Source organism: Marinobacterium sp. xm-d-564 (genome assembly GCF_013283345.1).
Lineage (GTDB): Bacteria > Pseudomonadota > Gammaproteobacteria > Pseudomonadales > Balneatricaceae > Marinobacterium_E.
In genome coordinates this window covers 52,873-75,228 of sequence record NZ_WBYO01000009.1, presented here as the reverse complement: position 1 = coordinate 75,228, position 22,356 = coordinate 52,873, and the positions used below count along the sequence as shown (strand labels likewise).

Genomic DNA, 22,356 nt, shown 5'->3' with positions numbered 1-22,356 from the left:
TGGAAAAATTTTAGGTGTAACCCATGATTCTCTGCAGTGTATCGGATTTAGTCGACGGTGAAAGCCGTGGTTTTGAACGGGAGGGCCTATCCCTTTTTGTTGTAAAACAGGGCGACCAAATCTCAATTTTCAAAAACAGCTGCCCCCATCGCGGTATTCGCCTAGAGTGGCAACCAGACACTTTCTTGGATGTCGAAAAGCAGTTCATCCAATGCGCCACGCACGGCGCGCTATTCACGATAAACGAGGGCGAGTGCATCGCGGGCCCTTGCCCAGGTGAACGGTTAGAGGCGATCCCCTTTGAAATCATCGACGGGAATATTAGGTTAACGATTTAACCTCTAGTGTCGCTGACAAACTGTTCAATTCGGTTAAGCGCCTCATCGATATTGGCCAAAGAGGTGGTGTAAGCGAAGCGAACAAATTTGTGCGCCTGATACTCACCAAAATCGGCACCAGGCGTCGCGACCACGCCCGCCCTCTCTAGTAACTCCCAGCACCAACTAAAGCTGTAATCACACAAGTCTGAAGCATCGGCATAGATATAAAAAGCACCCGCTGGCGTTCTAGGGACTTTAAAACCAATTCGCTTGAGCCCTTCTAACAGGCGATCACGTCGCTGCTGCAACTCCTCTCTTCGCAACTCGAACAGTTCAATCGCATCAGGTTCGAATGCTCTGAGCGCAGCATACTGAGACAAGGTCGTGGGAGAGATGTAGAGATTTTGTGCCATCTTCTCCATTTCAGCCACCGCTGATGCATCCGCTACCAACCAACCCAAGCGCCAGCCCGTCATGCCGAAATATTTTGAAAACGAGTTGATCACGATGCAGTTTGTATCGATGCTAAAGGCACTGGGAGTCTCTGCACCGTAGGTTAGGCCGTGGTAGATCTCATCAACAACCAAGGTGCCACCTAAACGAGAGACCGTTGCTGCAATATTGGCAAGCTCTTGTGGATCGATGACCGCTCCGGTTGGGTTAGCTGGCGAGGCAATAAGAACGCCTGCAGTCTGTTCATCCCAATGCTGCTCAACCAATTCAGCGGTTAATTGGTAGTTCTGTTCATGATCCACGGGAATAGAGACCGCTTGGGCCTCCACTATGCGCAAAAATTGACGATTACAGGGGTAGCCTGGATCGGCCATCAATATCTTTTGATCACGATTGGCTAACAGGGCAAAGGTCAATTGCAGTGCTGCTGAAGCACCTGCTGTGACTAACACATTGTCTGCGGCGATCTTCTGCCCGTAACGCTGTTGGTGAAAGGCTGCAATTTTTTCACGAAGAGCCGAAATACCTGCTGCCGGTGTGTAGGTCATAGGGGTAGTGTCCAGCAGACGTTTTGCCTCCTCGATCACCTGGGGTGCCGCACCAAAATCGGGTTCGCCCGCCCCTAAATGGATGATAGAGCGCCCCTGATCGGCTAACGCATGAGCGTGTTTAAGCAGATCCATCACTTTAAAGGATTCAATTAACTGCGAACGCTGACTCCAACTCTTAGACATATCACCTCCCGATCGAATCGACACAGTATACTTGTTACACCAACAGAGACTAGCCATCTTTATACTGTTCTGGTAACTTCGCTGACTTACTAAAAAACGGACTCTCTCGATCCAACGTATTACCCAATAATCGAGAGCAATAATACAATCACAGGGTACGAGGCAGACACTATGCCAAGCAGTAATACTGAATCTTTTACTCACATTGCGCCATACGACATCAAAGACTCAGAAGAGTACATGAACGATGCGCAGAAGGATCACTTCCGACTTATTCTTAAAGAGTGGAAGCGCGAACTGATGGAAGAGGTCGATATGACCATCAACCACCTTAAGGAAGAGGCTAGCAACTTTGCTGACCCTGCCGATCGTGCCAGCCAGGAAGAGGAGTTCAGCCTTGAACTTCGCACACGAGATCGTGAGCGCAAGCTGATTCGCAAGATCGATAAAGCACTCGAGTCAATCGATGAAGACGATTTCGGCTATTGTGAAGCCTGCGGTGTAGAGATCGGTATTCGCCGACTCGAAGCTCGACCAACGGCAACTCTCTGTATCGACTGCAAGACGCTTGCAGAGATAAAAGAAAAGCAGACAGGCAAATAATAGAAGCGCGGTTTGTACCGCGCTTTTTTATGTCCTTTATATTCATACAATGAACTACATTGGTCGATTCGCCCCCTCTCCAACAGGCCCTCTTCACGAAGGCTCACTGCTAACCGCGCTGGCCAGTTACCTAGAAGCTAAAAAGCATCATGGACTTTGGCTAGTCCGAATAGAGGATCTTGATCAACCACGCTGTCAGCAGGCGCATGAAAAGGCGATTCTTGAAGCGCTAGAAGCCTACGGTCTCCATTGGGATAAAACGGTCATGCGTCAAACTGACCGAATCGATCGCTACACTGATCTCTTTCAGTCGCTCATCGCTCAAGGGCAGGCATATCGCTGTGGTTGTAGCCGAACGGACTTAAAGAGTCGGCACGCCTTACCGCATTACGATCGGTACTGTTTGCTGCACCCTGCCAATAAAGAGCCAACCGCAGTCCGATTTAAAGTGGAGCAATGTTCAGGGTTTGATGACCTCCTTCAAGGCTCTCAGCCGACTCCTTCAGAAGGGGTTGGTGATTTCATTCTCTACCGTCGTGATGGCATTGTTGCTTATCAGCTTGCCGTCGTACTGGATGACTATGAACAGGGAGTGACTGACATTGTTAGAGGGTCAGATCTGCTTGATGAAACGCATAAACAGCGAGCACTGCAGCTCACACAGGACTACCCTCTGCTGAAATATGCTCATTTGCCGTTGGTGTTAGCCGCTGATGGACAAAAACTATCGAAACAGACCTTTGCGTGCGCCTTGCCAACAGAACCATTGGAAATCATTAAACAACTTAAAAAGGCGATGGTTAGGCTTGGGCAGATTGATGAAAAGTGCGATATACCGAGCGATGTAGAGACTTTTATTCAGTTCGCACTAGACGTTTGGGATATACAAAAAGTTCCAAAAGTTATTAAAAACAGCTAGTTATTTAGACTTTGGTATGAAGTGTTAAATTTTTTTCACTTTAGAGTTGAATAGAGCTAATGGATTACCTATAGTCGCTCCACAACAACAAGAAAGGACGGCGCAATACTTAGCTCAAATAAAAATAACAAGAGCAAAAGGTGCCGACGAAATACCTGCTCCGAATAAAAATAAAAATGGAGCATTACTCGATCGTGAGGACTGTCACCGCAAGGGACAATAAAAATAACACCAAATTATTGGTGGCAGCCTCACGCTCGAACCCCCAAACGCAAATCCTACCCCTCTAAAATTCATTTTATATAAGACATTTTCAGACCGGTTATTAATTCTTACTAACTACTGGTAGACTAGCGCCTTTGTATTTTGACTCGAACTGTTTTTAAATGACTTCTCAAATTGTTCTGTTCCTTTTGGGCATTGCCGCGATTGCTGGCCTCTATTTTGCGCTTCGTACTAAAGCGGCACCGATCACTGAAGCCAATATTGAAAACACCCAAGCGGATGATCTAGTCACAGCCATTTTGCCGGAAGGTGAACGTCGCGTTGTTCCCGAGTCGATCCATAACATTCCTCGCCACGCTCTGGATGACAATGCCATGCGTGTCGTCTACCGTTTGCTTGATAACGGCTACGATGGCTATCTAGTCGGTGGCTGTGTACGCGATCTTCTGGTCGGCAAAAACCCTAAAGATTTTGACGTTGCTACCTCCGCAACCCCTGAGCAAGCAGAACCCCTATTTAACCGTGCTCGACTTATTGGTCGCCGCTTCAAGATCGTCCACGTCCGTTTTGGTCGAGAGATCATCGAAGTCACCACTTTCCGTGCCGGACACGACAGCGTTTCAACCTCTAAGGATCAGTCACGACAGGCCGCGTCGGGCATGCTGCTGCGTGATAATGTCTACGGCACCATCGAAGAGGATGCAAAGCGTCGCGACTTCTCGATTAACGCGCTCTACTACAACGTTGAAGACAACTCCGTTTATGACTTTGCCAACGGCTACCCAGATCTTCTTGAAAAACGCATTCGCATCATCGGCGATGCAGAAGAGCGCTACCGAGAAGACCCTGTTCGTATGCTGCGCGCCGCTCGCTTTGCTGCAAAACTGAGCTTTGATATCGACCCCGACACCGCCCAACCGATTCATAAACTGGGTGGCTTGATCAGCAAAGTCGCTCCTGCTCGCATGTTTGATGAAGTACTTAAGCTATTACAAACCGGCTACGGCGAAGCCTGCCTTCGCCAACTGCTCCGTTTTGATCTATTTAAGTACCTTCTACCGGCCACTGATCGCATGTTAGGTAGCGATGAGTACCCAGTCGAGCAGCTCGTTAACAATGCGTTACGCAATACTGATCGCCGTCTTGCTCAGGATAAGAGCGTCAACCCCGCTTTTCTATTTGCAGCGATGCTTTGGTACCCGCTGGTGGATCGCATGCGTGATCTTGAAGGACATAAAGACCTACCGCCTCTACAGCGACTTCACGAGGCCGCTAATCAGATCCTAGGTGAACAGGTCCGAGCGACTGCCATTCCAAGACGTTTCTCCACGACGATTCGTGAAATCTGGGAGATGCAGCACCGTCTAATGCGCCGCGATCGTGCCGATCAACTGATGGAGCATCCACGCTTCCGTGCTGGCTACGATCTTTTAGTGTTGCGCGAAGAGAGTGGTGAAGATCTTAACGGAATCAGTGGTTGGTGGACCGAATACCAGAACAGCCAACCCAATGCTCGTCCTCAGGTACCCGCTGAAGAGCGCCGCAAACGCTCTCGCCGTCGTCGCCCTAATCGTAAGCCAAAAGAGCAGTCATAAGATGATTCGCGCCTACGTCGGATTGGGCAGCAATTTAGAGAATCCTCTAAAGCAGGTGACTGATGCTCTGCGAGAACTGCAGGCGATTCCCAACACCAACCTTGTAGAGCACTCCAGACTCTATCGCTCAGATCCAGTGGGTCCGCCTGGACAACCCGACTACATCAATGCGGTCGCCTGCCTTGAGACAGGCTTAGAAGCCGAACAACTGTTGGATGAACTGCAAGCGATAGAGCAAGCCCATGATCGTGTTCGAGTGCAACACTGGGGGCCGAGAACCTTAGATCTGGATATTTTACTCTTTGGTGATCAAGTCATTAATACTGAGCGACTCACAGTACCCCACGCCTTTATGTGTGAGCGTTCATTTGTACTCTACCCGTTGGCCGAAATCGCCCCCAATCTTCACTTACCTAACGGCACTGATCTAAAGCAACTATTAAGCCAATGCCCTATGGGCACACTGGAACCAATCGCACTATAATAGTGCGCATCTTATCGAATAGAGAGACTGATTAAATGAGCACACCAAGCCTGCACCGTTTAATTGAGAAAAAACAGGCGGGAGAGAAATTTGCGGTTCTAACTGCCTACGATGCAACATTCGCCCATGTCGCCAGCAGTGCTGGCGTAGACCTGATTCTGGTCGGTGATTCATTGGGTATGGTTCTGCAAGGTGAATCCAGCACGCTGCCGGTAACGGTTGACGATATGGCCTACCACACTCGCGCGGTGGCTATGGGCAACCAAGGGTCTCTCATCGTGTCTGACCTGCCCTTTATGAGCTACTCAAACACTCAGCAAGCGGAAGAGAGTGCCGCAAAACTGATGCGCGCTGGTGCCCACATAGTCAAACTGGAAGGCGGCGCTTGGTTAACTGACACCATTTCAGCACTCAGCCGCCAAGGCGTACCTGTCTGCGCACACCTAGGTTTAACACCACAATCGGTCAATAAATTGGGTGGATACAAGGTACAGGGACGCGACAACCATGCCGCGACGTTGATGCTTGAGGACGCTCAGCGCTTACAGGACGCAGGCGCAGATATGCTGGTGTTAGAGTGTGTGCCAACCCTACTGGCCTGTGAAATCACTAAAAACCTCGACATCCCAGTGATTGGCATCGGTGCAGGTAATCTTACCGATGCTCAAGTGCTTGTAATGCATGATCTGCTAGGTATTACACCTGGACGGCGTCCCAAATTCGTTAAAAACTTTATGGAAGGTGCTGGCTCGATCCAAGAGGCGATTGAACAGTACGTTGCCGACGTTAAAAGCGGCACATTCCCTGGCCCAGAGCACAGTTTCGAATAATCTATGAAAACCGTTACGACCATTGCCGAGCTTCGAGCTGCGGTCACTGCAGCACGTGCTGCAGGTAAAAAGATCGGCTTCGTGCCGACCATGGGCAACCTTCATCAAGGTCACTTAAATCTTTTGATTCGGGCTCGCGAGCTTTCAGACTTTGTTGTCTCATCGATCTTCGTTAACCCGTTACAGTTTAATAACGCTGACGACTTGGAACGATACCCTCGAACCCTTGAAGAGGATCAGGCGAGTCTGAAGGAGTTTGGTTGCGATCTGCTGTTTGCGCCAGCTGAGGCAGAGGTCTACCCCAAGGGTCGTGATTCACAGACCTTTGTTGAAGTACCAGAAGTCTCTAATCTTTACTGCGGTGCTAGCCGCCCCGGACACTTCCGCGGTGTCACGACCATCGTCAACAAACTGTTTAATTTGGTCCAACCTGACCTAGCGGTATTTGGACGAAAAGACTTTCAACAGCTGCACGTAATTCGCCGTATGGTCGATGATCTATCGATGCCCATTGAGATTGTTGGGGAAGAGACAGCCCGTGCTGACTCAGGTTTAGCACTCAGCTCTCGTAACGGTTATCTGACCGACAGCGAACTGGCTGCAGCGCCAGCGCTCTACCAACAACTGAGCCAAATCCGTGATCAGGTTCAAGCGGGTAGCAACGAGTTTGCAGTGCTACAGGTCAAAGCGAGTGAAGCATTAGAAGAGGCGGGGTTCCGTCGTGATTATGTGCATATCGTTAATCGCAATACGCTTCAGCCGGCGACACCGGATGACACTCAACTGGTGATCTTAGCGGCCGCCTATTTAGGTCACGCTCGTCTAATTGATAATCTTGAGTTCGATCGCTAAGCCGTTGCGATCGAACCCTTACCAATTCCCTCAAACGCACGCACTTCAATCTGTTTTCCAGGTAGGGTTGCCGCAATGGTTTGCGCCAGATGATTGGCGATCAACTCCACGGTAGATTCCGTGTCGATCATGTAGACCACTGAGGTAGGAAGCGTCAGGCTGAATGCCCCCTGGGGTGCTTGGTAGGCAAAATTGACAGACTGTTCGGTACGACTGACGACATGATCTTCTGTCCCTATGTAGATATCTTCAAAGCGCTTTGCCCACTGCGCTTCAAGTGCTAGATCACGCTCACCATCAATTAGAATGTGGATTCTTGAGCGGTGTCCATGAGCGATACGTTGGCAGTTACCCTCATGCTTCTGTAGACCGTGTGTGTAATGGTAGTAGGCACCGTCAATCACTTCCGGGTATAGGGTCACTTTGATACCACTGACCGTTGGGAAGATCGCAGCCAACTCCTGTTCACACCAACGAGCGACGGGTTCAGGCTCTATCGCATCCACGGGAAGGATCTCAAACGCTTGATGTGGCGCGCTGCAACGAAGGGGCTCACCCGATGGGTAGAGCCACTCCACAGTCGTGTTCTGTTCTGCTGTAGTCACCTTTAGGTTAGCTGTCTTATCGGCAATCACTAACGAGTGATCTAAGCCAGCATCAAACCACTGTTTCACGCGCTTTTTAACGATGCCAAAATCAACAATCATCCCCTCATCATTTAATTGGCCGTCCAGCTCTAAACGGACAGCCCAGGACTCACCCACAAGACCGCGTTGCGCGTCCAAATAGGTAAAATCAACATGGGTAAGATCATCAACAAATAGCTTCACACACGACTCCTAACAGCTTGTGCTGCTATTTTAGCGAATCGGGATAAGAAATCACCTGATTGTTCGCAGCCATCGGTTGCTCCGGTATAATGCAATGATCTTAATTCAGGTGAACCCTTCCTATGCGACTCGATAAGTACCTTGCTCAATCCACCGGTTTCTCTCGTAAAGAGGTGAAGCGTATGCTGCACGCCGAAGAGGTACGAGTGAATGGCGAACTTGAAAAGAACCCCGCTCGCAAAGTGGCTGAAGAGGATGAAGTCATTCTGGACGGCTACGAAATTGAAGCCCCGCGTGATCGCTACATCATGCTTAATAAGCCCCTGGGTTATGTCTGCTCACACGATGAGGGTGATCATGCGTCCGTGCTGGGCCTTATCGAACTTCCACGTGTCGATAACCTCACGATTGCCGGTCGGTTAGATGTTGATACAACAGGGTTAGTACTGCTCAGTGATAACGGGCAGTGGTGTCACCGTATCACCTCGCCACGTCATAAGCTGGGTAAGATCTATGAAGCGACCTTGGCAGACCCGATTGATGAGAGCTACATCGAGAAATTCGAGCGCGGTATTCAGCTTAATGGTGAGAAAGAGCTCACTAAACCGGCAAAATTAGAGATTCTCTCTGAGCAGGTAGCCAGAGTGGAGCTGTTCGAAGGACGCTACCACCAAGTAAAGCGCATGTTCGCAGCACTGGGTAACAAAGTAGAAGAGCTGCATCGCGAATCGATTGGACCGATCGCACTGGATGATGATCTCTATGAGGGTGAGTGGCGAGAGCTCACTGACGACGAGGTAGCCAGCATCTTTAATGGCTAACTTCGAATCGCTCATCAATCAGGAGATTCAAGCCAATCCAAACGGCCTTCTGATTGTTGATGAAAACCTCAACCCAAAAACAGTTCAAGCCGCCTCCGGTTGGCAGGCTCTGACCAACCGCTTTGATCAGCAACAAGCACTTTGCGCTCAAGGCTGGCAATGCTCACTCTCTGATTTTGAGTGGCCTACAGACTTAACCACTGATCTTATTCTGTATCGCATCAGCAAAGAGAAGGCGGTTGTTAATCATCTCATCAATTTGGCAGCAGAGCAGTTAAAGTCCGGTGCTCGCCTAATCTTGTTGGGTGATAAATCAGAAGGGATAAAAAGCTACGCCAAAAATGGCCAAAAATGCCTAAACGGTGATCGCTCTGAGGTTAAATTGGGCGGCGATAGCTGGAGGGTCGAACTCACAGTAGGCCAGGCAACAGGCACACCGTTAGATGATCAAGACTATCATCAAGTCCGAGAGGTTTCCAAAGTAAGTGAATACTCACTACTATCAAAGCCCGGTGTATATGGTTGGAAAAAAATCGACCAAGGTAGCCAGCAGCTGATTGAGTGCCTACCTTATATCCTCAATCGTCAGCTACCGATTGGAGCCGATCGTGTGTTAGACCTGGGCTGTGGATCAGGTTATCTTACTCTCGCTTCCTGTAGCCAAGCATCTTTCATCACAGCGACTGACAATAACGCAGCAGCAATCAAAGCGACGCAAGCAACCTTGGCAGCAGCGAACTTTCAGGCTGAAGTTTGCTTAACCAATGCCGGTGAAGAGTTGGCCTCTGAGTACGATCTGATACTATGTAACCCGCCCTTTCATAGTGGTTTTGGGATCGATTACGATTTAACTGACCGCTTTTCGAGAAATGCCGCTAGACTGTTAGCAGCAGAGGGGAAAGCCTGTTTCGTCGTGAACCAGCATGTACCACTGAAACGTATCGCATCAAGCTACTTCGAGTCTGTCGAGCTTGACCAAGATACAGGACATTTTTGCACCTATTTACTGACTAAGCCTAAGCGCTAGAGTTTTATGACTAAAGATTATCTACAACAATCGTTTTTCTTCTTCCGTTCCAACTTCAGTGCTCTATTGAGCATTCAACTGCCGTTTCTGATCATTCTGATGATCATCCAGATGAGCACTATTTCCGGAGTGGATGAGTCGAGCAACATGCAGGCACAGCTGATTCTGCTAACCGGTATGGACATGCTGTTTGTTCCTATCTACCTAGCGGCGACCATCTTCTATATGCAAGCCGTCATCGATGGAGGTTCGATCACAACCACGCAAAGCTGGTTTATGGCATTCCGCTGCTGGGGCAGACTCTTTTTAACCTTCGTGCTTTCGGCATTGGTAACAGCACTGGGACTCATGTTGCTGATCGCCCCCGGTATCTATATAGCCGTTCGCTTAGCCCTGGCTAACGCCATCTGTGTCATTGAAGGTAAAGGGCCAATCGACTCGATGAAAGAGAGCTGGGAAGGCACTGACGGCCTGTTCTGGACCATGTTCAAAGGTCTGGCTCTGATCTTTGGTGGCCTGTTCATTCTAGAGGTGATCCTATCGCCGATGGTCGATCCAAGCAGCATGATCTCGATGCTGATCTCAGTCACCCTAGACTTCCTAAATGTCCTAGGCACCATCTACGCCTATCGCGTCTACCGCGCATGGCGTGACAAAGAACCGGTTGAGGATGAACCTTCGGTTCTTTAATGGTGTTGGAGCATCTTTTCGCGGTTTGCCCTTCGGGGCAATTCGCTCCTACAGTAGGACTCCGTTGCGGGCTTATCGCGAAGTCCTATTGTAGGAGGGAATTCAGCTCTGCTGAAACCCCGATCGATTTCAACAGCGGGTAACAGGCTGAAGGCCAGTCACCATACTTCGTAGGAAGATCAGCGCTCCAGTGACTGGCTTTAGCCTGTCATCTGCTTTCTAAAACAATCGCGGCCTTTTTAAGACCGCTCCAACAAAAAACCGCCATAAAGGCGGTTTTTTTAGTGCGAATCAGCAGTGATTAGTTCTCTGCAGTTTCGTCCTCTTCAAGATCTTTCATTGAAAGCTTGATACGGCCGCGGTTATCGACGTCCAGTACCTTAACTTTAATGACGTCATCCATGTTGATGTAGTCAGTTACTGCGTTCACGCGCTCTTTAGCGATCTGTGAAATGTGTACTAGACCATCTTTACCAGGAAGAATGTTAACGAATGCGCCGAACTCTTCGATGCGAACAACCTTACCTTCGTAGATCTTGCCGATCTCTGCTTCTGCAGTGATCGCAACAACACGGTCAACAGCTGCTTGTGAAGCTGCTTTGTTGTCTGCGTAGATACGAACAGTACCGTCGTCATCTAGATCGATTGAAGCGCCTGTCTCTTCAGTAATAGAGCGGATAGTTGCACCACCTTTACCGATAACGTCGCGGATCTTCTCTGGGTTCACTTTAAGCTGAGTCATGGCAGGAGCGTGGTCAGCCAGTTCTGGACGAGCGTAACCGATCACTTTCGCCATCTCACGTAGGATGTGAACACGAGCGTCCAGTGCCTGTTCTAGAGCGATCTCCATGATCTCTTCAGTGATACCCGTGATCTTGATATCCATCTGCAGTGCTGTAACACCGGCTTCGGTACCTGCTACTTTAAAGTCCATATCACCTAGGTGGTCTTCGTCACCCAGAATATCGGTTAGGACAGCGAAACGATCGCCCTCTTTAACCAGACCCATTGCGATACCGGCAACTGCTGAACTGACTGGTACACCCGCATCCATCATGGCAAGTGAAGAGCCACAGACAGAGGCCATTGATGATGAACCGTTTGATTCAGTGATCTCAGAAACAAGACGCATGGTGTATGGGAAGGCTTCCTGAGTTGGAAGTACCGCAGAGACACCACGACGAGCCAGACGACCGTGACCGATTTCACGACGACCTGCACCACCCATACGGCCAGCTTCACCAACAGAGTATGGAGGGAAGTTGTACTGAAGCATGAATGGATCACGACGCTCGCCTTCAAGCGCATCGATGATCTGTACGTCACGGCTTGTACCCAGTGTACAAGTAACGATTGCCTGAGTTTCACCACGAGTGAACAGAGCTGAACCGTGTACGTTTTTAAGAACACCCACTTCCACTTCGATTGGACGAACGGTTTTACCGTCACGACCGTCAATACGTGGCTGACCGCTAAGGATACGTTCACGTACAGTTGCTTTCTCGATAGACGCGAATACTTTAGAGACTTCACCAGCGCCTGGTGCGCCCTCTTCACCTGTTGCAAACTGCTCTACAGCGGCATCGCGAAGTGCTTTAAGCGTGTCTTGACGCTCCATCTTGTCTGCTACTTGGAAGGCTGCTTCAACCTGTGCACCGAATGCAGCAGTAATCGCATCAGTCAGCGCTTCGTTTTTAGCAGCTGGCTGCCAATCCCACTTAGGTTTAGCGGCTTCAGCGGCAAATTCGTTAACGGCGTTGATAACCACTTGCATCTCTTGGTGAGCAAATAGAACCGCACCTAGCATCTCATCTTCGCTAAGCTCTTTCGCTTCTGACTCAACCATCAGTACCGCTTCGTTGGTACCCGCTACGACCATGTCTAGTTCAGAGTTTGCTAGCGCTTCGTAGGTTGGGTTAAGGATATAACCTTCATCTTCCGTGAAGCCCACACGTGCTGCACCGATTGGGCCAACAAATGGGATACCAGAGATGGTGAGTGCTGCAGAGGTACCGATCATTGCAGCGATATCTGGATCAACATTCTTATCAGAAGAGACCACAGTACACACCACCTGAACTTCGTTCATGAACCCTTTAGGGAACAGTGGACGAATTGGGCGGTCGATTAGACGAGACGTTAGTGTCTCTTTCTCAGTTGGACGGCCTTCACGTTTGAAGAAGCCACCAGGGATACGGCCAACTGCGTAGTATTTCTCTTGGTAGTGCACTGAAAGTGGGAAGAAGTCTTGTCCCTCTTTCGCTGTTTTTGCGCCAACGACAGTACACAGAACCTGTGTCTTTTCGTTAACAGTAACCATAACTGCACCAGTCGCCTGACGAGCGACCTTACCAGTTTCGATCGTTACGGTGTCATTACCGAACTGGAACGTTTTAGTAACCGTGTTAAACATCGATTAACTCCTAGTAATTAACTATGTTCCGCGTCCCCTGATCTTCACTCTTTTAAAGCCAGTACTCAGTTGAATTCAGTAAACTCAAGTGAGTACAGGCTGTCAGATCATTTGGTTTTGCGGAGGGTTTAAAGTAGAAAGGGCCATACTAAGTATGGCCCTAACTGGGTATCTAGCTCTTAGCGACGAAGACCTAGACGACCGATCAACTCAACGTAGCGAGTAGCATCTTTCTTCTTAAGGTAGTCCAGCAGCTTACGACGCTGGTTAACCATACGAATTAGACCACGACGTGAGTGGTGATCCTGCTTGTTCGCTTTGAAGTGACCCTGAAGGCCTTCAATGTTTGCAGTTAGAAGGGCAACTTGAACTTCTGGTGAACCAGTATCGTTCTGACCACGACCGTACGCTGCAACGATTTCAGCTTTCTTTTCAACAGACAATGCCATTGTTTTATCTCCTATTAGCAATATGCACACAGTCTAGGCTGCGGGTTAAGTCGCGCAACACCGAGCATATTTTCAGTGAAGCGTCATACCCTTGAGGGTAAATCAGTTTTCAGAGGTATCGAGTAGTCGACGAGCGCGTAATCGCCCCTCATCATCCACTTCAGCCATACCTAAGAATCGCTCTTCAGCAAAGAGTCTGACGAGGCCGCGCTCTGAGAATAACTCCCCTAAACGTTGCCCCTGCAGAAGACGATTTGCTAAATCTGCGGGTAATTCGATTGAAGGCAATGACTCCACTGCACTCCAGGGCGGCAATAATAGCGCATCTAAACGCATTTGTATGCACTCTAACGACTGATCTGACTCACGATGTTGTGCAATCTCATTCAACTGTTCGAGTGTCAGCATTGCGCTTCGATCGTAGGTAGCCACGGCAAGCCGTCGCAACATACTGACATGCGCACCACAGCCAAGTGCCAGACCTAGGTCTTCGACGATGGAGCGAATATAGGTGCCTTTAGAACAGTGCACCTCAAGATCAATCTCATCAGCACGCAGATCCAGCAGTTTGATCTCGTAAATGCATACCTGACGCGGCTTAACTTCGACCTTTTCACCTTTGCGCGCCAGCTTGTAAAGCGGCTGGCCATTGTGCTTTAAGGCCGAGAACATCGATGGAACCTGTTCGATTTCGCCAGAGAATTTGGCTTGAATCAGATCGTTTAACGCGTCTCGATCTAACTCAGGAACAGGCTTAGTTTCGATCACTTCGCCATTAGCATCACTGCTGTCAGTGCGAACCCCTAGCTTTGCCGTTGTGATATAGCGCTTATCAGAATCGAGAAGAAACTGTGAAAACTTAGTCGCTTCACCCAAACAGATGGGCAACATACCGGTAGCTAGAGGGTCTAGTGCGCCTGTGTGACCCGCTTTCGCTGCGTCATACAGACGTTTTACCTTCTGCAGGGCAGCATTCGAGCTGATGCCCTGAGGCTTATCAAGCAAAAAGACGCCGTCAATGCGGCGTCCTTTTTTACGTCGAGCCATGTTAGCCCTCGTTATCTTCGAGACGGCGAGCCTTCTCGATCAAGCTCGTTAGGTGACGACCGCGATGAATGCTCTCGTCATAATGGAAACGTAACGCCGGCATGACTCGCAGTGAGATGCCTTTTGCCAGTTCAGCACGAAGGAAACCTGCAGCCTGCTTAAGCACCTCTAGACTCTGCTTGGTCGCTTCCGCCTCATCCTGTTCACCCAGTGGGAGAACGGTAATGTAGACATCCGCATAGCCTAAGTCTTTCGCTACTTTGACGTGGTTAATCGTCACCATTCCAATGCGTGGATCTTTAATCTCACGCTGAATAAGGGTCGCCAAATCACGCTGGATCTGGTCCCCTACTCGGTCTGTGCGTTTAAAATCGCGAGCCATACAACCTCTTAGATGGTACGTTGAACTTCAACTGTGTCGTAAACCTCAATCTGGTCGCCGACTTTAACATCGTTGTAGTTCTTCACGCCGATACCACACTCCATGTTCTGACGAACTTCGTTGACGTTGTCTTTAAAGCGACGCAGTGACTCAAGCTCACCTTCGTAGATAACGACGTTATCACGTAGGACACGGATGCGTTTATTACGGAAGATTGTACCTTCGATAACCATACAACCGGCAACCGCACCGATCTTAGGCGCACGGAAGACATCACGAACTTCAGCAATACCAACAATCTCCTCTTTGAACTCAGGAGAGAGTAGACCACTCATCGCCTGTTTCACGTCATCGATGATGTCGTAGATAACACTGTAGTAGCGAAGCTCCATCTCTTCACGCTCAACAATCGCACGCGCCTGAGCGTCTGCACGAACGTTAAAGCCGATTAGGATCGCTGAGGAGGCCAACGCAAGGTTAGCATCGGTTTCACCGATACCACCAACACCGCCAGAGACGATGTTCACTTTTACTTCATCGGTAGAGAGATCTTCTAGTGAGCTAGTCAGCGCCTCTAGAGAGCCTCGAACGTCGGTCTTAAGGACGATGTTAAGCGACTTAACTTCACCCGCTTCCATGTTCGAGAATAGGTTCTCAAGTTTCGCCTGTTGCTGACGCTGCAGTTTAACTTCACGGTATTTACCCTGACGGAATAGAGCGATTTCACGCGCTTTCTTCTCAGTGGATACTACGGTGAAGTCTTCACCTGCATCTGGCGTTCCGTCTAGACCTTGAATCTCAACTGGAATCGCAGGGCCACCCGCTTCTAGCGGCTTGCCGTTTTCATCAAGCATGGCACGTACACGGCCGTAGTGAAGACCAGCTAGTACGATATCACCGCGCTTAAGGGTACCGTTTTGAACCAGTAGCGTAGCAACCGGACCACGACCTTTATCGAGACGTGACTCAACGACAACACCTGTACCTGGCGCATCTGGAACCGCTTCAAGCTCAAGAATTTCTGATTGAAGAAGGATCGCTTCAAGCAGCTCATCAATGCCCTGACCTGTTTTAGCAGAGACTGGACAGAACTGAACATCGCCGCCCCAATCTTCAGGAATAACATCACGTTGAGCCAGCTCGTTCTTAACTCGATCTGGATCCGCTTCCTCTTTATCGACCTTGTTGACCGCAACTACAAGAGGTACACCAGCCGCTTTAGCGTGCTGAACCGCCTCTTCAGTCTGTGGCATCACACCATCATCTGCGGCAACTACCAGGACAACGATATCCGTCAAAGAGGCACCACGGGCACGCATAGCGGTGAACGCGGCGTGTCCAGGAGTATCTAGGAAGGTCACCATGCCGTTGTCAGTCTCAACGTGGTAAGCACCGATGTGCTGGGTAATACCGCCAGACTCGCCAGAAGCTACACGTGTTGAACGGATGTAATCGAGCAGGGATGTTTTACCGTGGTCAACGTGACCCATAACGGTAACGACCGGAGCACGTGTCACAGACTCACCGCTGTGAGCGGCCACCGACTCCATCAACTCATCTTCGATCGCGTTCTCTACCATAGGCACCGCTTTGTGGCCCATCTCTTCTACCACAAGGATCGCAGTATCTTGGTCGATTGGCTGGTTGATGGTTGCCATCGCACCCATCTTGAACATCACCTTGATCACTTCAGCCGCTTTGATCGACATCTTCTTAGCCAGATCAGCAACCGTGATGCTCTCTGGAATAGAGACTTCATGAACAATCGCAGTCGTCGGCTCTTTAAAGCCGTGCTGGTTATCGCCTTGACGCATTGGCTTACCACGACCTGGCTTACCGCCTTTACCCGGACGAGCGTTCAGCGTGCCATTACCACGACCTTTCGACTTACGACGATCGTCGTTATCACGCTGGTTGTTACGGCGCTCATCGCGCTGCTTGTTCTTGTTGCGAGGATTTTCAGTTTTAGGTTCCGCAGCTGGTTTCTTCTCAACCGGCGTTTCAACCACTGGCTCAGGCTTAGGCTCTTCAGCTTTAACCGGTTCAGCGGCCTCTTTAACTTCTGCTTTTGGCGCTTCCACTTTAGGCTCTGCAGCCGTTTCAACCGCCACCTCTGGTGCCGCTTCAACGACCGGTGCTTCAACCTGTGGTTCAGGCGCTGCCACTGGAGTCTCTTCCACTGCTGGAGCTTCTGGAGCCTGTTCAATCTCTGTACGTTTCACGTAGGTACGCTTTTTACGCACTTCAACGTTAACGGTTTTACGACTGCCGGCACCGCCCACTTTCAGCGTAGAGGTTGTCTTACGCTTAAGCGTGATCTTCTTCGGTGCGCCAACGTCATCGGCATCTTCGCCGTGACTGCGTTTCAAATGGGCTAATAGCTGCTGACGCTCTATCTCTGTGACAGTTGAATCGTTGGATTTACCTTCGACTCCCGCTTCCTGCATCTGTGTTAACAAACGCTCAACGGATACACCAACCACATCGGCAAGCTGTTTAATCGTTACTTCTGCCATAAATGGGTTCTCCTTTTCCGTTGTCTAATTACTGCTGATCTTCTGCAAACCAAGGTGCACGCGCTGTCATAATCAACTCACCTGCGCGCTCTTCGGTCATGCCTTCAATGTCTAGCAGCTCTTCAATAGACTGTTCTGCAAGATCTTCCATGGTAACCACACCACGGCTTGCTAATGTGTACGCTAGGGTACGTTCCATACCTTCCATAGTTAGGAGGTCTTCTGCTGGCTCTACATCGCCAAGTTGCTCTTCACCTGCAATTGCAAGGTTAAGCAGTGCATCTTTTGCGCGTTCACGAAGGGCGTCAACGATCTCCTCGTCAAACTCTTCGATCTCAAGCATTTCGTTAGCCGGTACGTAGGCAACTTCCTCAAGCGTGGTGAAGCCCTCAGCAACTAGGATCTCAGCAAGGTCGCTGTCGACATCAAGGTGCTTGATGAACAGATCCACTGTTTTACCCACTTCAGACTCGTGTTTAGACGCCGCTTCCGCTTCGCTCATCACGTTCAGTTCCCAACCAGTCAACTCTGCTGCTAGACGAACGTTCTGACCGGCACGACCGATCGCCATCGCCAAAGCATCTTCATCAACCGCGACGTCCATTGAGTGAGTCTCTTCGTCCATAACGATCGAAGCGACTTCAGCAGGCGCCATTGCATTGATCACAAGCTGCGCAGGGTTGTCGTCCCAAAGGATGATATCGACACGCTCACCACCCAACTCATCAGAGACGGCTTGAACACGCGCACCGCGCATACCAACACAGGCACCTACAGGATCTAGACGACGATCCTGAGTCTTAACAGCGATCTTAGAGCGAGCACCTGGATCACGAGCCGCTGCACGGATCTCAATCATCTGCTCGGCGATCTCTGGCACTTCGATAGAGAAGAGTTCGATCAACATCTCGTTTGAAGTACGGCTAAGGATAAGCTGTGGGCCGCGACCTTCAGAACGAACTTCTTGAAGCACCGCGCGAACACGCTCACCCATACGGAAGATTTCACGAGGTAGTAGGTTTTCACGTGGCAGAAGTGCTTCTGCGTTGTTACCCAGATCAACAATCACATTGTCGCGAGTCACTTTCTTAACAGTACCCGCGATCAATTCGCCCTGGCGATCACGGTAAAGATCAACTACTTTAGCGCGCTCAGCCTCACGGACTTTTTGTACGATAACTTGCTTCGCTGTTTGAGCTGCGATACGACCGAATGCAACCGACTCAACCTGCTCTTCGTGGTAATCACCAGGCTGCAGATTAGTGTCGATCTCTTCTGCCTCTTGCATGGTCAACTCGGTACCCAGTGCAGGAACCGCTTCGTTATCCACAACCAACCAACGGCGGAAGGTGTCATAATCGCCCGTTGCACGGTCGATAACCACTCGGATATCAGCTTCTTCGTCGTAGCGCTTCTTAGTGGCTGTTGCCAGCGCGACTTCAATCGCCTCAAAGATGACCGCTTTCGGGACATCTTTTTCGTTAGAGACGGCTTCAGCAACCAGTAGAATCTCTTTATTCATATCAGTTCTTCGCTCCTAATAGTCAAAGCGGATTAAAATTGCGGCACCACATTGGCCCGATCGATCAGGTCATGCGGTAACAAATATTCGTGATCATCAACGACCAAAAGCACATCTTCGCCTTCGATGCCGTTAAGAATCCCTTTAAACTTGCGACGCCCCTCAAACGGCGAGCGCAGACGCAGTTGAATCGTATGGCCAGCATACGCAGCGAATTGCTCTAGAGTGTAAAGGGGACGATCCATCCCTGGGGATGAGACTTCAAGGGTGTAGTTCTCTGAGATGGGGTCTTCTACATCCATCACAGCACTCACCTGCTGGCTAACGCGCGCACAGTCATCGACCGACACTCCGTTAGGGCCATCTATATAGATACGCAACAGGCTATTTTTACCTGACGCGTTGTACTCCAGCCCCCAAAGCTCCAAATCTAAGCCCTGCACAACTGGATCAATCAACTCTTGTAACAGCTTTAATTTTGCTGACACTGTTCACCTATAAATTTCAAAAACAAAAAATGGGTCATATAGACCCATTTTTGACTTATCTACCACCATGTACGGAAGGCAGATATCACTGTCTTCTGTTTGGACGCGGCCATCAAATAGCTACGAAAAAGCCCCATAAAGGGGCTTACCAAACAAGGATGTAACATCCTAAAAGTGGTAGTAAAAACCCGTCAAAACTAGTCTTCAGGATTTTCACAAATACCCAACGTAAAGTTGGTAGCGGGGGCCAGATTTGAACTGACGACCTTCGGGTTATGAGCCCGACGAGCTACCAGGCTGCTCCACCCCGCATCAAAAACAGGTAAATTTTACGCTTCACCCACTGCGTTTACAACTTGGTGCCCAGAGCCGGACTCGAACCGGCACGTCCTAAGACACTACCCCCTCAAGATAGCGTGTCTACCAATTCCACCACCTGGGCTAAACTTTTAGTTGTCTCCTGCTGTTGGAATCTCTGATTCCGACACAACAGGCAGTTCCGTTGTTGACGCTTGCTCAACCTGGGCAGCCGCTTCAATCGTTGCAGCATCAGGGATACCTGCATCACCAACAGACGCGGCTTTCTCTTTCGCGAACACAGCCAAAACGAAGCTGGTTACAAAGATACCCGCAGCAAGAATGGCTGTAACGCGACCTAGGAAGCTACCGCTACCCTGGCTACCGAAAACAGTTTGAGAGGCACCACCACCAAATGACGCACCCGCTTCTGCACCCTTACCCTGCTGAATAAGAATCAGGCCGATAACCGCTGCTGCAAGCAATACGTGAATGATAAGAACGATGGTTTCCATTCTAGCTTTAAACCTTAATTACGCACCGAAAACAGGGGTGCCATTTAAAAGAGGCGCAAATCTTACCCGAGCACCCGTCAAGATACAAGCGCCTGCAGCTCTTTTTCAACCTGCCCCGCCAGTGTCTCACAGACCTGATCCACCTCATCAAGATCGGAGCCTTCAACCATAACACGGACCACAGGCTCAGTCCCGGAGGGACGTAGCAATACGCGACCACGATCAGCCAAACGCGCCTCGGCTGCTGCAACATGCTCTGCCACGGCTGGCGAAGATGCGATATCTACCTTCTTAGCCAAGCGCACGTTGATCATCTTCTGCGGTAGTTTTTGCATACCGTGCTTCAGCTGATTAATCGTTTTGCCTGACTGCGCGACCGCTTTAAGCACCTGAACAGCGGCAATGGTCGCATCACCCGTCGGTAGAATATTACGACAGACAATGTGACCTGACCCTTCGCCACCCAAATTCCAGTCGTGCTCTGCGAGCTGCTCTAATACATAGCGATCGCCCACTTTAGCTCGCACGAACGGAATATCCATTTTTGCCAGCGCTTGCTCTAAACCAAGATTGGTCATCAGCGTACCAACGACACCGCCCTGCAACTCACCGCTCTGCTGTAACGCCTGGGCAATGATGAAGAGGATCTCATCGCCATCGACGATCTCTCCCTTATGGTCAACAAGAATCAATCGATCGGCATCACCATCTAATGCAATACCCAGATCTGCCTCTGCTTCGAGCACTTTAGCTTGAAGTGCTGCAGGCGCCGTCGCACCACACTGCTCGTTAATATTTAGGCCGTCTGGATCGGTACCAATCTCGATGACTGAAGCGCCTAGCTCAGCAAAGACCTTAGGCGCAATGTGATAACCAGCGCCGTTGGCACAATCAACGACAACCTTAAGGCCCGCTAAATTCAAACAACCCGCGGCAGTCGATTTACAGAACTCTATGTATCGCCCAGCGGCATCATTGACTCGACGAACCTTGCCTAATTCGGCTGAGCTAACCGTAGTCATAGCCAGATCAAGCTGGGCTTCAATGCGCTCTTCGACATCATCTGGCAGCTTAGTGCCCGCCGAGCTGAAGAACTTAATACCATTGTCGTCATAGGGGTTGTGCGATGCACTGATCACAATACCGGCATCAGCGCGGAAGGTACGAGTTAGGTAAGCGATCGCTGGCGTTGGCATAGGGCCTAGCAATAACACATCAACACCGGCGGCAGACAGGCCTGCCTCAAGCGCCGACTCAAACATATAACCGGAGATTCGAGTATCTTTGCCAATCAGGACTTTACTACGTCCTTCACGGGCAAACACACGACCCACAGCCCAACCGAGCTTCAACACAAAATCTGGGGTGATAGGAAAGGTTCCTACCTGTCCACGAATACCATCTGTACCAAAATAACGACGACCCAATTTAGATCCCTTCCTTTAAAACGGCTTCCGTCATACGAACCATATCGACGGTTGCTAAAACATCATGCACACGAATAATTCTTGCACCGCGCTCAACCGCGAGCGCAACGGTTGCAAGACTACCAAAGAGTCGCTGGTCAGCCTCACGGTTAAGCACCTGGCCCACCATGGTTTTTCTAGAGGTGCCCGATAACACAGGCACGCCTAAGTCCAATAATTTATCCAAGCGATTGAGTAACTGTAAATTATGTTGCAAGGTTTTGCCAAACCCAAAACCGGGATCTACGATTAATCGTTCTTTCGCAATCCCTGCAGCCATACACCGATCTAACTGCTGATCGAGAAAATCCATCACCTCAGAGACCACATCGGCATACTCTGGCTGTCGCTGCATTGTCGCCGGGCTACCCTGCATATGCATCAGACAGATTGGCAGATCCGTTTTTGCAGCAGCCTCTAGCGCGCCTTCACGCCCTAGAGCTCTAACATCATTAATGAGACCAGCCCCTAGCTTGGCCGATTCTGAAATCAATTGAGCAGAGCTGGTATCGATAGAGACCACCACATCGATCTCGGCATTGATTCGTTCCAGAACCGGCAATACACGATCCATCTCCTCCTGCTCACTGACTTCAGCGGCACCAGGGCGAGTCGATTCACCGCCGATATCAACAATCGTCGCGCCGTCGTTAACCATCTGCTGGGCATGCTGGAGCGCTTTATCGATAGAGAGCGCAGAGTGTTGATAGAGGTGACCGCCATCCGAAAAGGAGTCAGGCGTCACGTTAAGAATACCCATTACCTGCGTTTTAGAGAGATCGAGTACTCGACCGGCACACTGTAGCTGCGTCACATTTCTACCTTTATTCATACACTCTGCAAACAACGAAAAAGCCCTCACGAGTGAGGGCTTTTGT

At 49.9% G+C, this 22,356-nt stretch carries 22 protein-coding genes and 2 tRNA genes; 10 read left to right on the top strand and 14 right to left on the bottom strand.

What is annotated here, in order from left to right; all coding sequences use genetic code 11:
• Positions 1–23 precede the first annotated feature (23 nt).
• Entirely contained in the window at positions 24–338 is a 315-nt protein-coding gene (locus tag XMD564_RS09700) for a Rieske 2Fe-2S domain-containing protein (RefSeq protein WP_173489050.1), read from the top strand.
• Here XMD564_RS09700 and XMD564_RS09695 read toward each other — a convergent pair.
• The gene (locus XMD564_RS09695; RefSeq protein WP_173508240.1) at positions 335–1,507 is read right to left on the bottom strand and encodes an aminotransferase class I/II-fold pyridoxal phosphate-dependent enzyme; all 1,173 of its coding nucleotides are present in this window, start codon (positions 1,505–1,507) and stop codon (positions 335–337) included. The two genes, XMD564_RS09700 and XMD564_RS09695, sit on opposite strands and share 4 nt — an antisense overlap.
• 171 nt (positions 1,508–1,678) lie before the next feature.
• Between XMD564_RS09695 and dksA the strand changes: the two genes are divergently transcribed.
• The 6 genes from dksA to panC all read left to right on the top strand — a co-directional run bounded on the left by dksA (position 1,679) and on the right by panC (position 7,015).
• Positions 1,679–2,110 carry an RNA polymerase-binding protein DksA gene (gene dksA, locus XMD564_RS09690; protein WP_173480256.1) on the top strand — a complete coding sequence of 144 codons (432 nt, stop codon included), beginning with the start codon at positions 1,679–1,681 and terminating at the stop codon, positions 2,108–2,110.
• Between the two features lie 49 nt (positions 2,111–2,159).
• Positions 2,160–3,029 (top strand): tRNA glutamyl-Q(34) synthetase GluQRS, encoded by an 870-nt coding sequence (gene gluQRS, locus XMD564_RS09685; protein ID WP_173480255.1) that lies wholly within the window; start codon positions 2,160–2,162, stop codon positions 3,027–3,029.
• Between the two features lie 386 nt (positions 3,030–3,415).
• Entirely contained in the window at positions 3,416–4,849 is a 1,434-nt protein-coding gene (gene pcnB, locus XMD564_RS09680; protein WP_173505769.1) for a polynucleotide adenylyltransferase PcnB, read from the top strand.
• 1 nt (position 4,850) lies between these two features.
• Complete coding sequence (gene folK / locus XMD564_RS09675; protein WP_173508239.1) at positions 4,851–5,333, top strand: 2-amino-4-hydroxy-6-hydroxymethyldihydropteridine diphosphokinase; 483 nt, start codon at positions 4,851–4,853, stop codon at positions 5,331–5,333.
• A 35-nt stretch (positions 5,334–5,368) separates the two neighbouring features.
• Positions 5,369–6,163 (top strand): 3-methyl-2-oxobutanoate hydroxymethyltransferase, encoded by a 795-nt coding sequence (gene panB, locus XMD564_RS09670; protein ID WP_173482967.1) that lies wholly within the window; start codon positions 5,369–5,371, stop codon positions 6,161–6,163.
• A 3-nt stretch (positions 6,164–6,166) separates the two neighbouring features.
• Complete coding sequence (panC, locus tag XMD564_RS09665) at positions 6,167–7,015, top strand: pantoate--beta-alanine ligase (RefSeq protein WP_173480251.1); 849 nt, start codon at positions 6,167–6,169, stop codon at positions 7,013–7,015.
• On the opposite strand, the gene XMD564_RS09660 is transcribed toward panC, so the two are convergent.
• Positions 7,012–7,845 (bottom strand): 6-carboxytetrahydropterin synthase, encoded by an 834-nt coding sequence (locus XMD564_RS09660; RefSeq protein WP_173482969.1) that lies wholly within the window; start codon positions 7,843–7,845, stop codon positions 7,012–7,014. The genes panC and XMD564_RS09660 overlap by 4 nt on opposite strands.
• A 122-nt stretch (positions 7,846–7,967) precedes the next feature.
• Here XMD564_RS09660 and rsuA point away from each other — a divergent pair, with 122 nt between their 5' ends.
• Genes rsuA through XMD564_RS09645 form a run of 3 tightly spaced genes read left to right on the top strand, consistent with a single transcriptional unit; the run spans position 7,968 to position 10,383 of the window.
• Entirely contained in the window at positions 7,968–8,666 is a 699-nt protein-coding gene (gene rsuA / locus XMD564_RS09655) for a 16S rRNA pseudouridine(516) synthase RsuA (RefSeq protein WP_173480249.1), read from the top strand.
• Positions 8,659–9,693: a methyltransferase gene (locus XMD564_RS09650; protein ID WP_173508238.1), complete on the top strand. Its 1,035-nt coding sequence runs from the start codon at positions 8,659–8,661 to the stop codon at positions 9,691–9,693. The genes rsuA and XMD564_RS09650 overlap by 8 nt, the downstream gene beginning before the upstream one ends.
• A gap of 6 nt (positions 9,694–9,699) precedes the next feature.
• Positions 9,700–10,383, top strand: a complete 684-nt coding sequence (locus XMD564_RS09645) for a YciC family protein (protein WP_173480247.1) — start codon at positions 9,700–9,702, stop codon at positions 10,381–10,383.
• Positions 10,384–10,684: 301 nt separating this feature from the next.
• Here the strand turns inward: XMD564_RS09645 and pnp are convergent, their stop codons facing one another.
• From pnp to folP, 12 genes are all read right to left on the bottom strand, one after another.
• Complete coding sequence (pnp, locus tag XMD564_RS09640; protein WP_173482972.1) at positions 10,685–12,796, bottom strand: polyribonucleotide nucleotidyltransferase; 2,112 nt, start codon at positions 12,794–12,796, stop codon at positions 10,685–10,687.
• A gap of 179 nt (positions 12,797–12,975) precedes the next feature.
• Positions 12,976–13,245 carry a 30S ribosomal protein S15 gene (gene rpsO, locus XMD564_RS09635; RefSeq protein ID WP_173480245.1) on the bottom strand — a complete coding sequence of 90 codons (270 nt, stop codon included), beginning with the start codon at positions 13,243–13,245 and terminating at the stop codon, positions 12,976–12,978.
• 102 nt (positions 13,246–13,347) lie between these two features.
• On the bottom strand, positions 13,348–14,292 hold the full coding sequence (gene truB, locus XMD564_RS09630; protein ID WP_173508237.1) for a tRNA pseudouridine(55) synthase TruB: 945 nt from the start codon (positions 14,290–14,292) through the stop codon (positions 13,348–13,350).
• Between the two features lies 1 nt (position 14,293).
• Positions 14,294–14,674, bottom strand: coding sequence for a 30S ribosome-binding factor RbfA (gene rbfA / locus XMD564_RS09625; protein WP_173480243.1), 381 nt, complete (start codon positions 14,672–14,674; stop codon positions 14,294–14,296).
• A gap of 8 nt (positions 14,675–14,682) precedes the next feature.
• Positions 14,683–17,190: a translation initiation factor IF-2 gene (infB, locus tag XMD564_RS09620; RefSeq protein WP_173483790.1), complete on the bottom strand. Its 2,508-nt coding sequence runs from the start codon at positions 17,188–17,190 to the stop codon at positions 14,683–14,685.
• 28 nt (positions 17,191–17,218) lie between these two features.
• Complete coding sequence (gene nusA / locus XMD564_RS09615; protein ID WP_173480241.1) at positions 17,219–18,712, bottom strand: transcription termination factor NusA; 1,494 nt, start codon at positions 18,710–18,712, stop codon at positions 17,219–17,221.
• Between the two features lie 32 nt (positions 18,713–18,744).
• Positions 18,745–19,200, bottom strand: a complete 456-nt coding sequence (gene rimP, locus XMD564_RS09610; protein WP_173480240.1) for a ribosome maturation factor RimP — start codon at positions 19,198–19,200, stop codon at positions 18,745–18,747.
• 235 nt (positions 19,201–19,435) lie between these two features.
• Positions 19,436–19,512, bottom strand: a tRNA-Met gene (locus tag XMD564_RS09605).
• 45 nt (positions 19,513–19,557) lie between these two features.
• Positions 19,558–19,642 (bottom strand) — tRNA-Leu (locus tag XMD564_RS09600).
• A 7-nt stretch (positions 19,643–19,649) separates the two neighbouring features.
• Positions 19,650–20,012, bottom strand: coding sequence for a preprotein translocase subunit SecG (gene secG, locus XMD564_RS09595; RefSeq protein ID WP_173480239.1), 363 nt, complete (start codon positions 20,010–20,012; stop codon positions 19,650–19,652).
• 77 nt (positions 20,013–20,089) lie between these two features.
• Positions 20,090–21,439 carry a phosphoglucosamine mutase gene (glmM, locus tag XMD564_RS09590; protein ID WP_173482973.1) on the bottom strand — a complete coding sequence of 450 codons (1,350 nt, stop codon included), beginning with the start codon at positions 21,437–21,439 and terminating at the stop codon, positions 20,090–20,092.
• A 1-nt stretch (position 21,440) separates the two neighbouring features.
• Positions 21,441–22,310, bottom strand: a complete 870-nt coding sequence (folP, locus tag XMD564_RS09585; RefSeq protein ID WP_173508236.1) for a dihydropteroate synthase — start codon at positions 22,308–22,310, stop codon at positions 21,441–21,443.
• Between the last annotated feature and the right edge of the window lie 46 nt (positions 22,311–22,356).

Excerpts from the sequence above, each read along its gene's own strand:
- XMD564_RS09700 (WP_173489050.1), top strand. The coding sequence starts at position 24 with ATGATTCTCTGCAGTGTATCGGATTTAGTCGACGGTGAAAGCCGTGGT.
- XMD564_RS09695 (WP_173508240.1), bottom strand. The coding sequence starts at position 1,507 with ATGTCTAAGAGTTGGAGTCAGCGTTCGCAGTTAATTGAATCCTTTAAA.
- dksA (WP_173480256.1), top strand. The coding sequence starts at position 1,679 with ATGCCAAGCAGTAATACTGAATCTTTTACTCACATTGCGCCATACGAC.
- gluQRS (WP_173480255.1), top strand. The coding sequence starts at position 2,160 with ATGAACTACATTGGTCGATTCGCCCCCTCTCCAACAGGCCCTCTTCAC.
- pcnB (WP_173505769.1), top strand. The coding sequence starts at position 3,416 with ATGACTTCTCAAATTGTTCTGTTCCTTTTGGGCATTGCCGCGATTGCT.
- folK (WP_173508239.1), top strand. The coding sequence starts at position 4,851 with ATGATTCGCGCCTACGTCGGATTGGGCAGCAATTTAGAGAATCCTCTA.
- panB (WP_173482967.1), top strand. The coding sequence starts at position 5,369 with ATGAGCACACCAAGCCTGCACCGTTTAATTGAGAAAAAACAGGCGGGA.
- panC (WP_173480251.1), top strand. The coding sequence starts at position 6,167 with ATGAAAACCGTTACGACCATTGCCGAGCTTCGAGCTGCGGTCACTGCA.
- rsuA (WP_173480249.1), top strand. The coding sequence starts at position 7,968 with ATGCGACTCGATAAGTACCTTGCTCAATCCACCGGTTTCTCTCGTAAA.
- XMD564_RS09650 (WP_173508238.1), top strand. The coding sequence starts at position 8,659 with ATGGCTAACTTCGAATCGCTCATCAATCAGGAGATTCAAGCCAATCCA.
- XMD564_RS09645 (WP_173480247.1), top strand. The coding sequence starts at position 9,700 with ATGACTAAAGATTATCTACAACAATCGTTTTTCTTCTTCCGTTCCAAC.
- pnp (WP_173482972.1), bottom strand. The coding sequence starts at position 12,796 with ATGTTTAACACGGTTACTAAAACGTTCCAGTTCGGTAATGACACCGTA.
- rpsO (WP_173480245.1), bottom strand. The coding sequence starts at position 13,245 with ATGGCATTGTCTGTTGAAAAGAAAGCTGAAATCGTTGCAGCGTACGGT.
- truB (WP_173508237.1), bottom strand. The coding sequence starts at position 14,292 with ATGGCTCGACGTAAAAAAGGACGCCGCATTGACGGCGTCTTTTTGCTT.
- rbfA (WP_173480243.1), bottom strand. The coding sequence starts at position 14,674 with ATGGCTCGCGATTTTAAACGCACAGACCGAGTAGGGGACCAGATCCAG.
- infB (WP_173483790.1), bottom strand. The coding sequence starts at position 17,190 with ATGGCAGAAGTAACGATTAAACAGCTTGCCGATGTGGTTGGTGTATCC.
- nusA (WP_173480241.1), bottom strand. The coding sequence starts at position 18,712 with ATGAATAAAGAGATTCTACTGGTTGCTGAAGCCGTCTCTAACGAAAAA.
- secG (WP_173480239.1), bottom strand. The coding sequence starts at position 20,012 with ATGGAAACCATCGTTCTTATCATTCACGTATTGCTTGCAGCAGCGGTT.
- folP (WP_173508236.1), bottom strand. The coding sequence starts at position 22,310 with ATGAATAAAGGTAGAAATGTGACGCAGCTACAGTGTGCCGGTCGAGTA.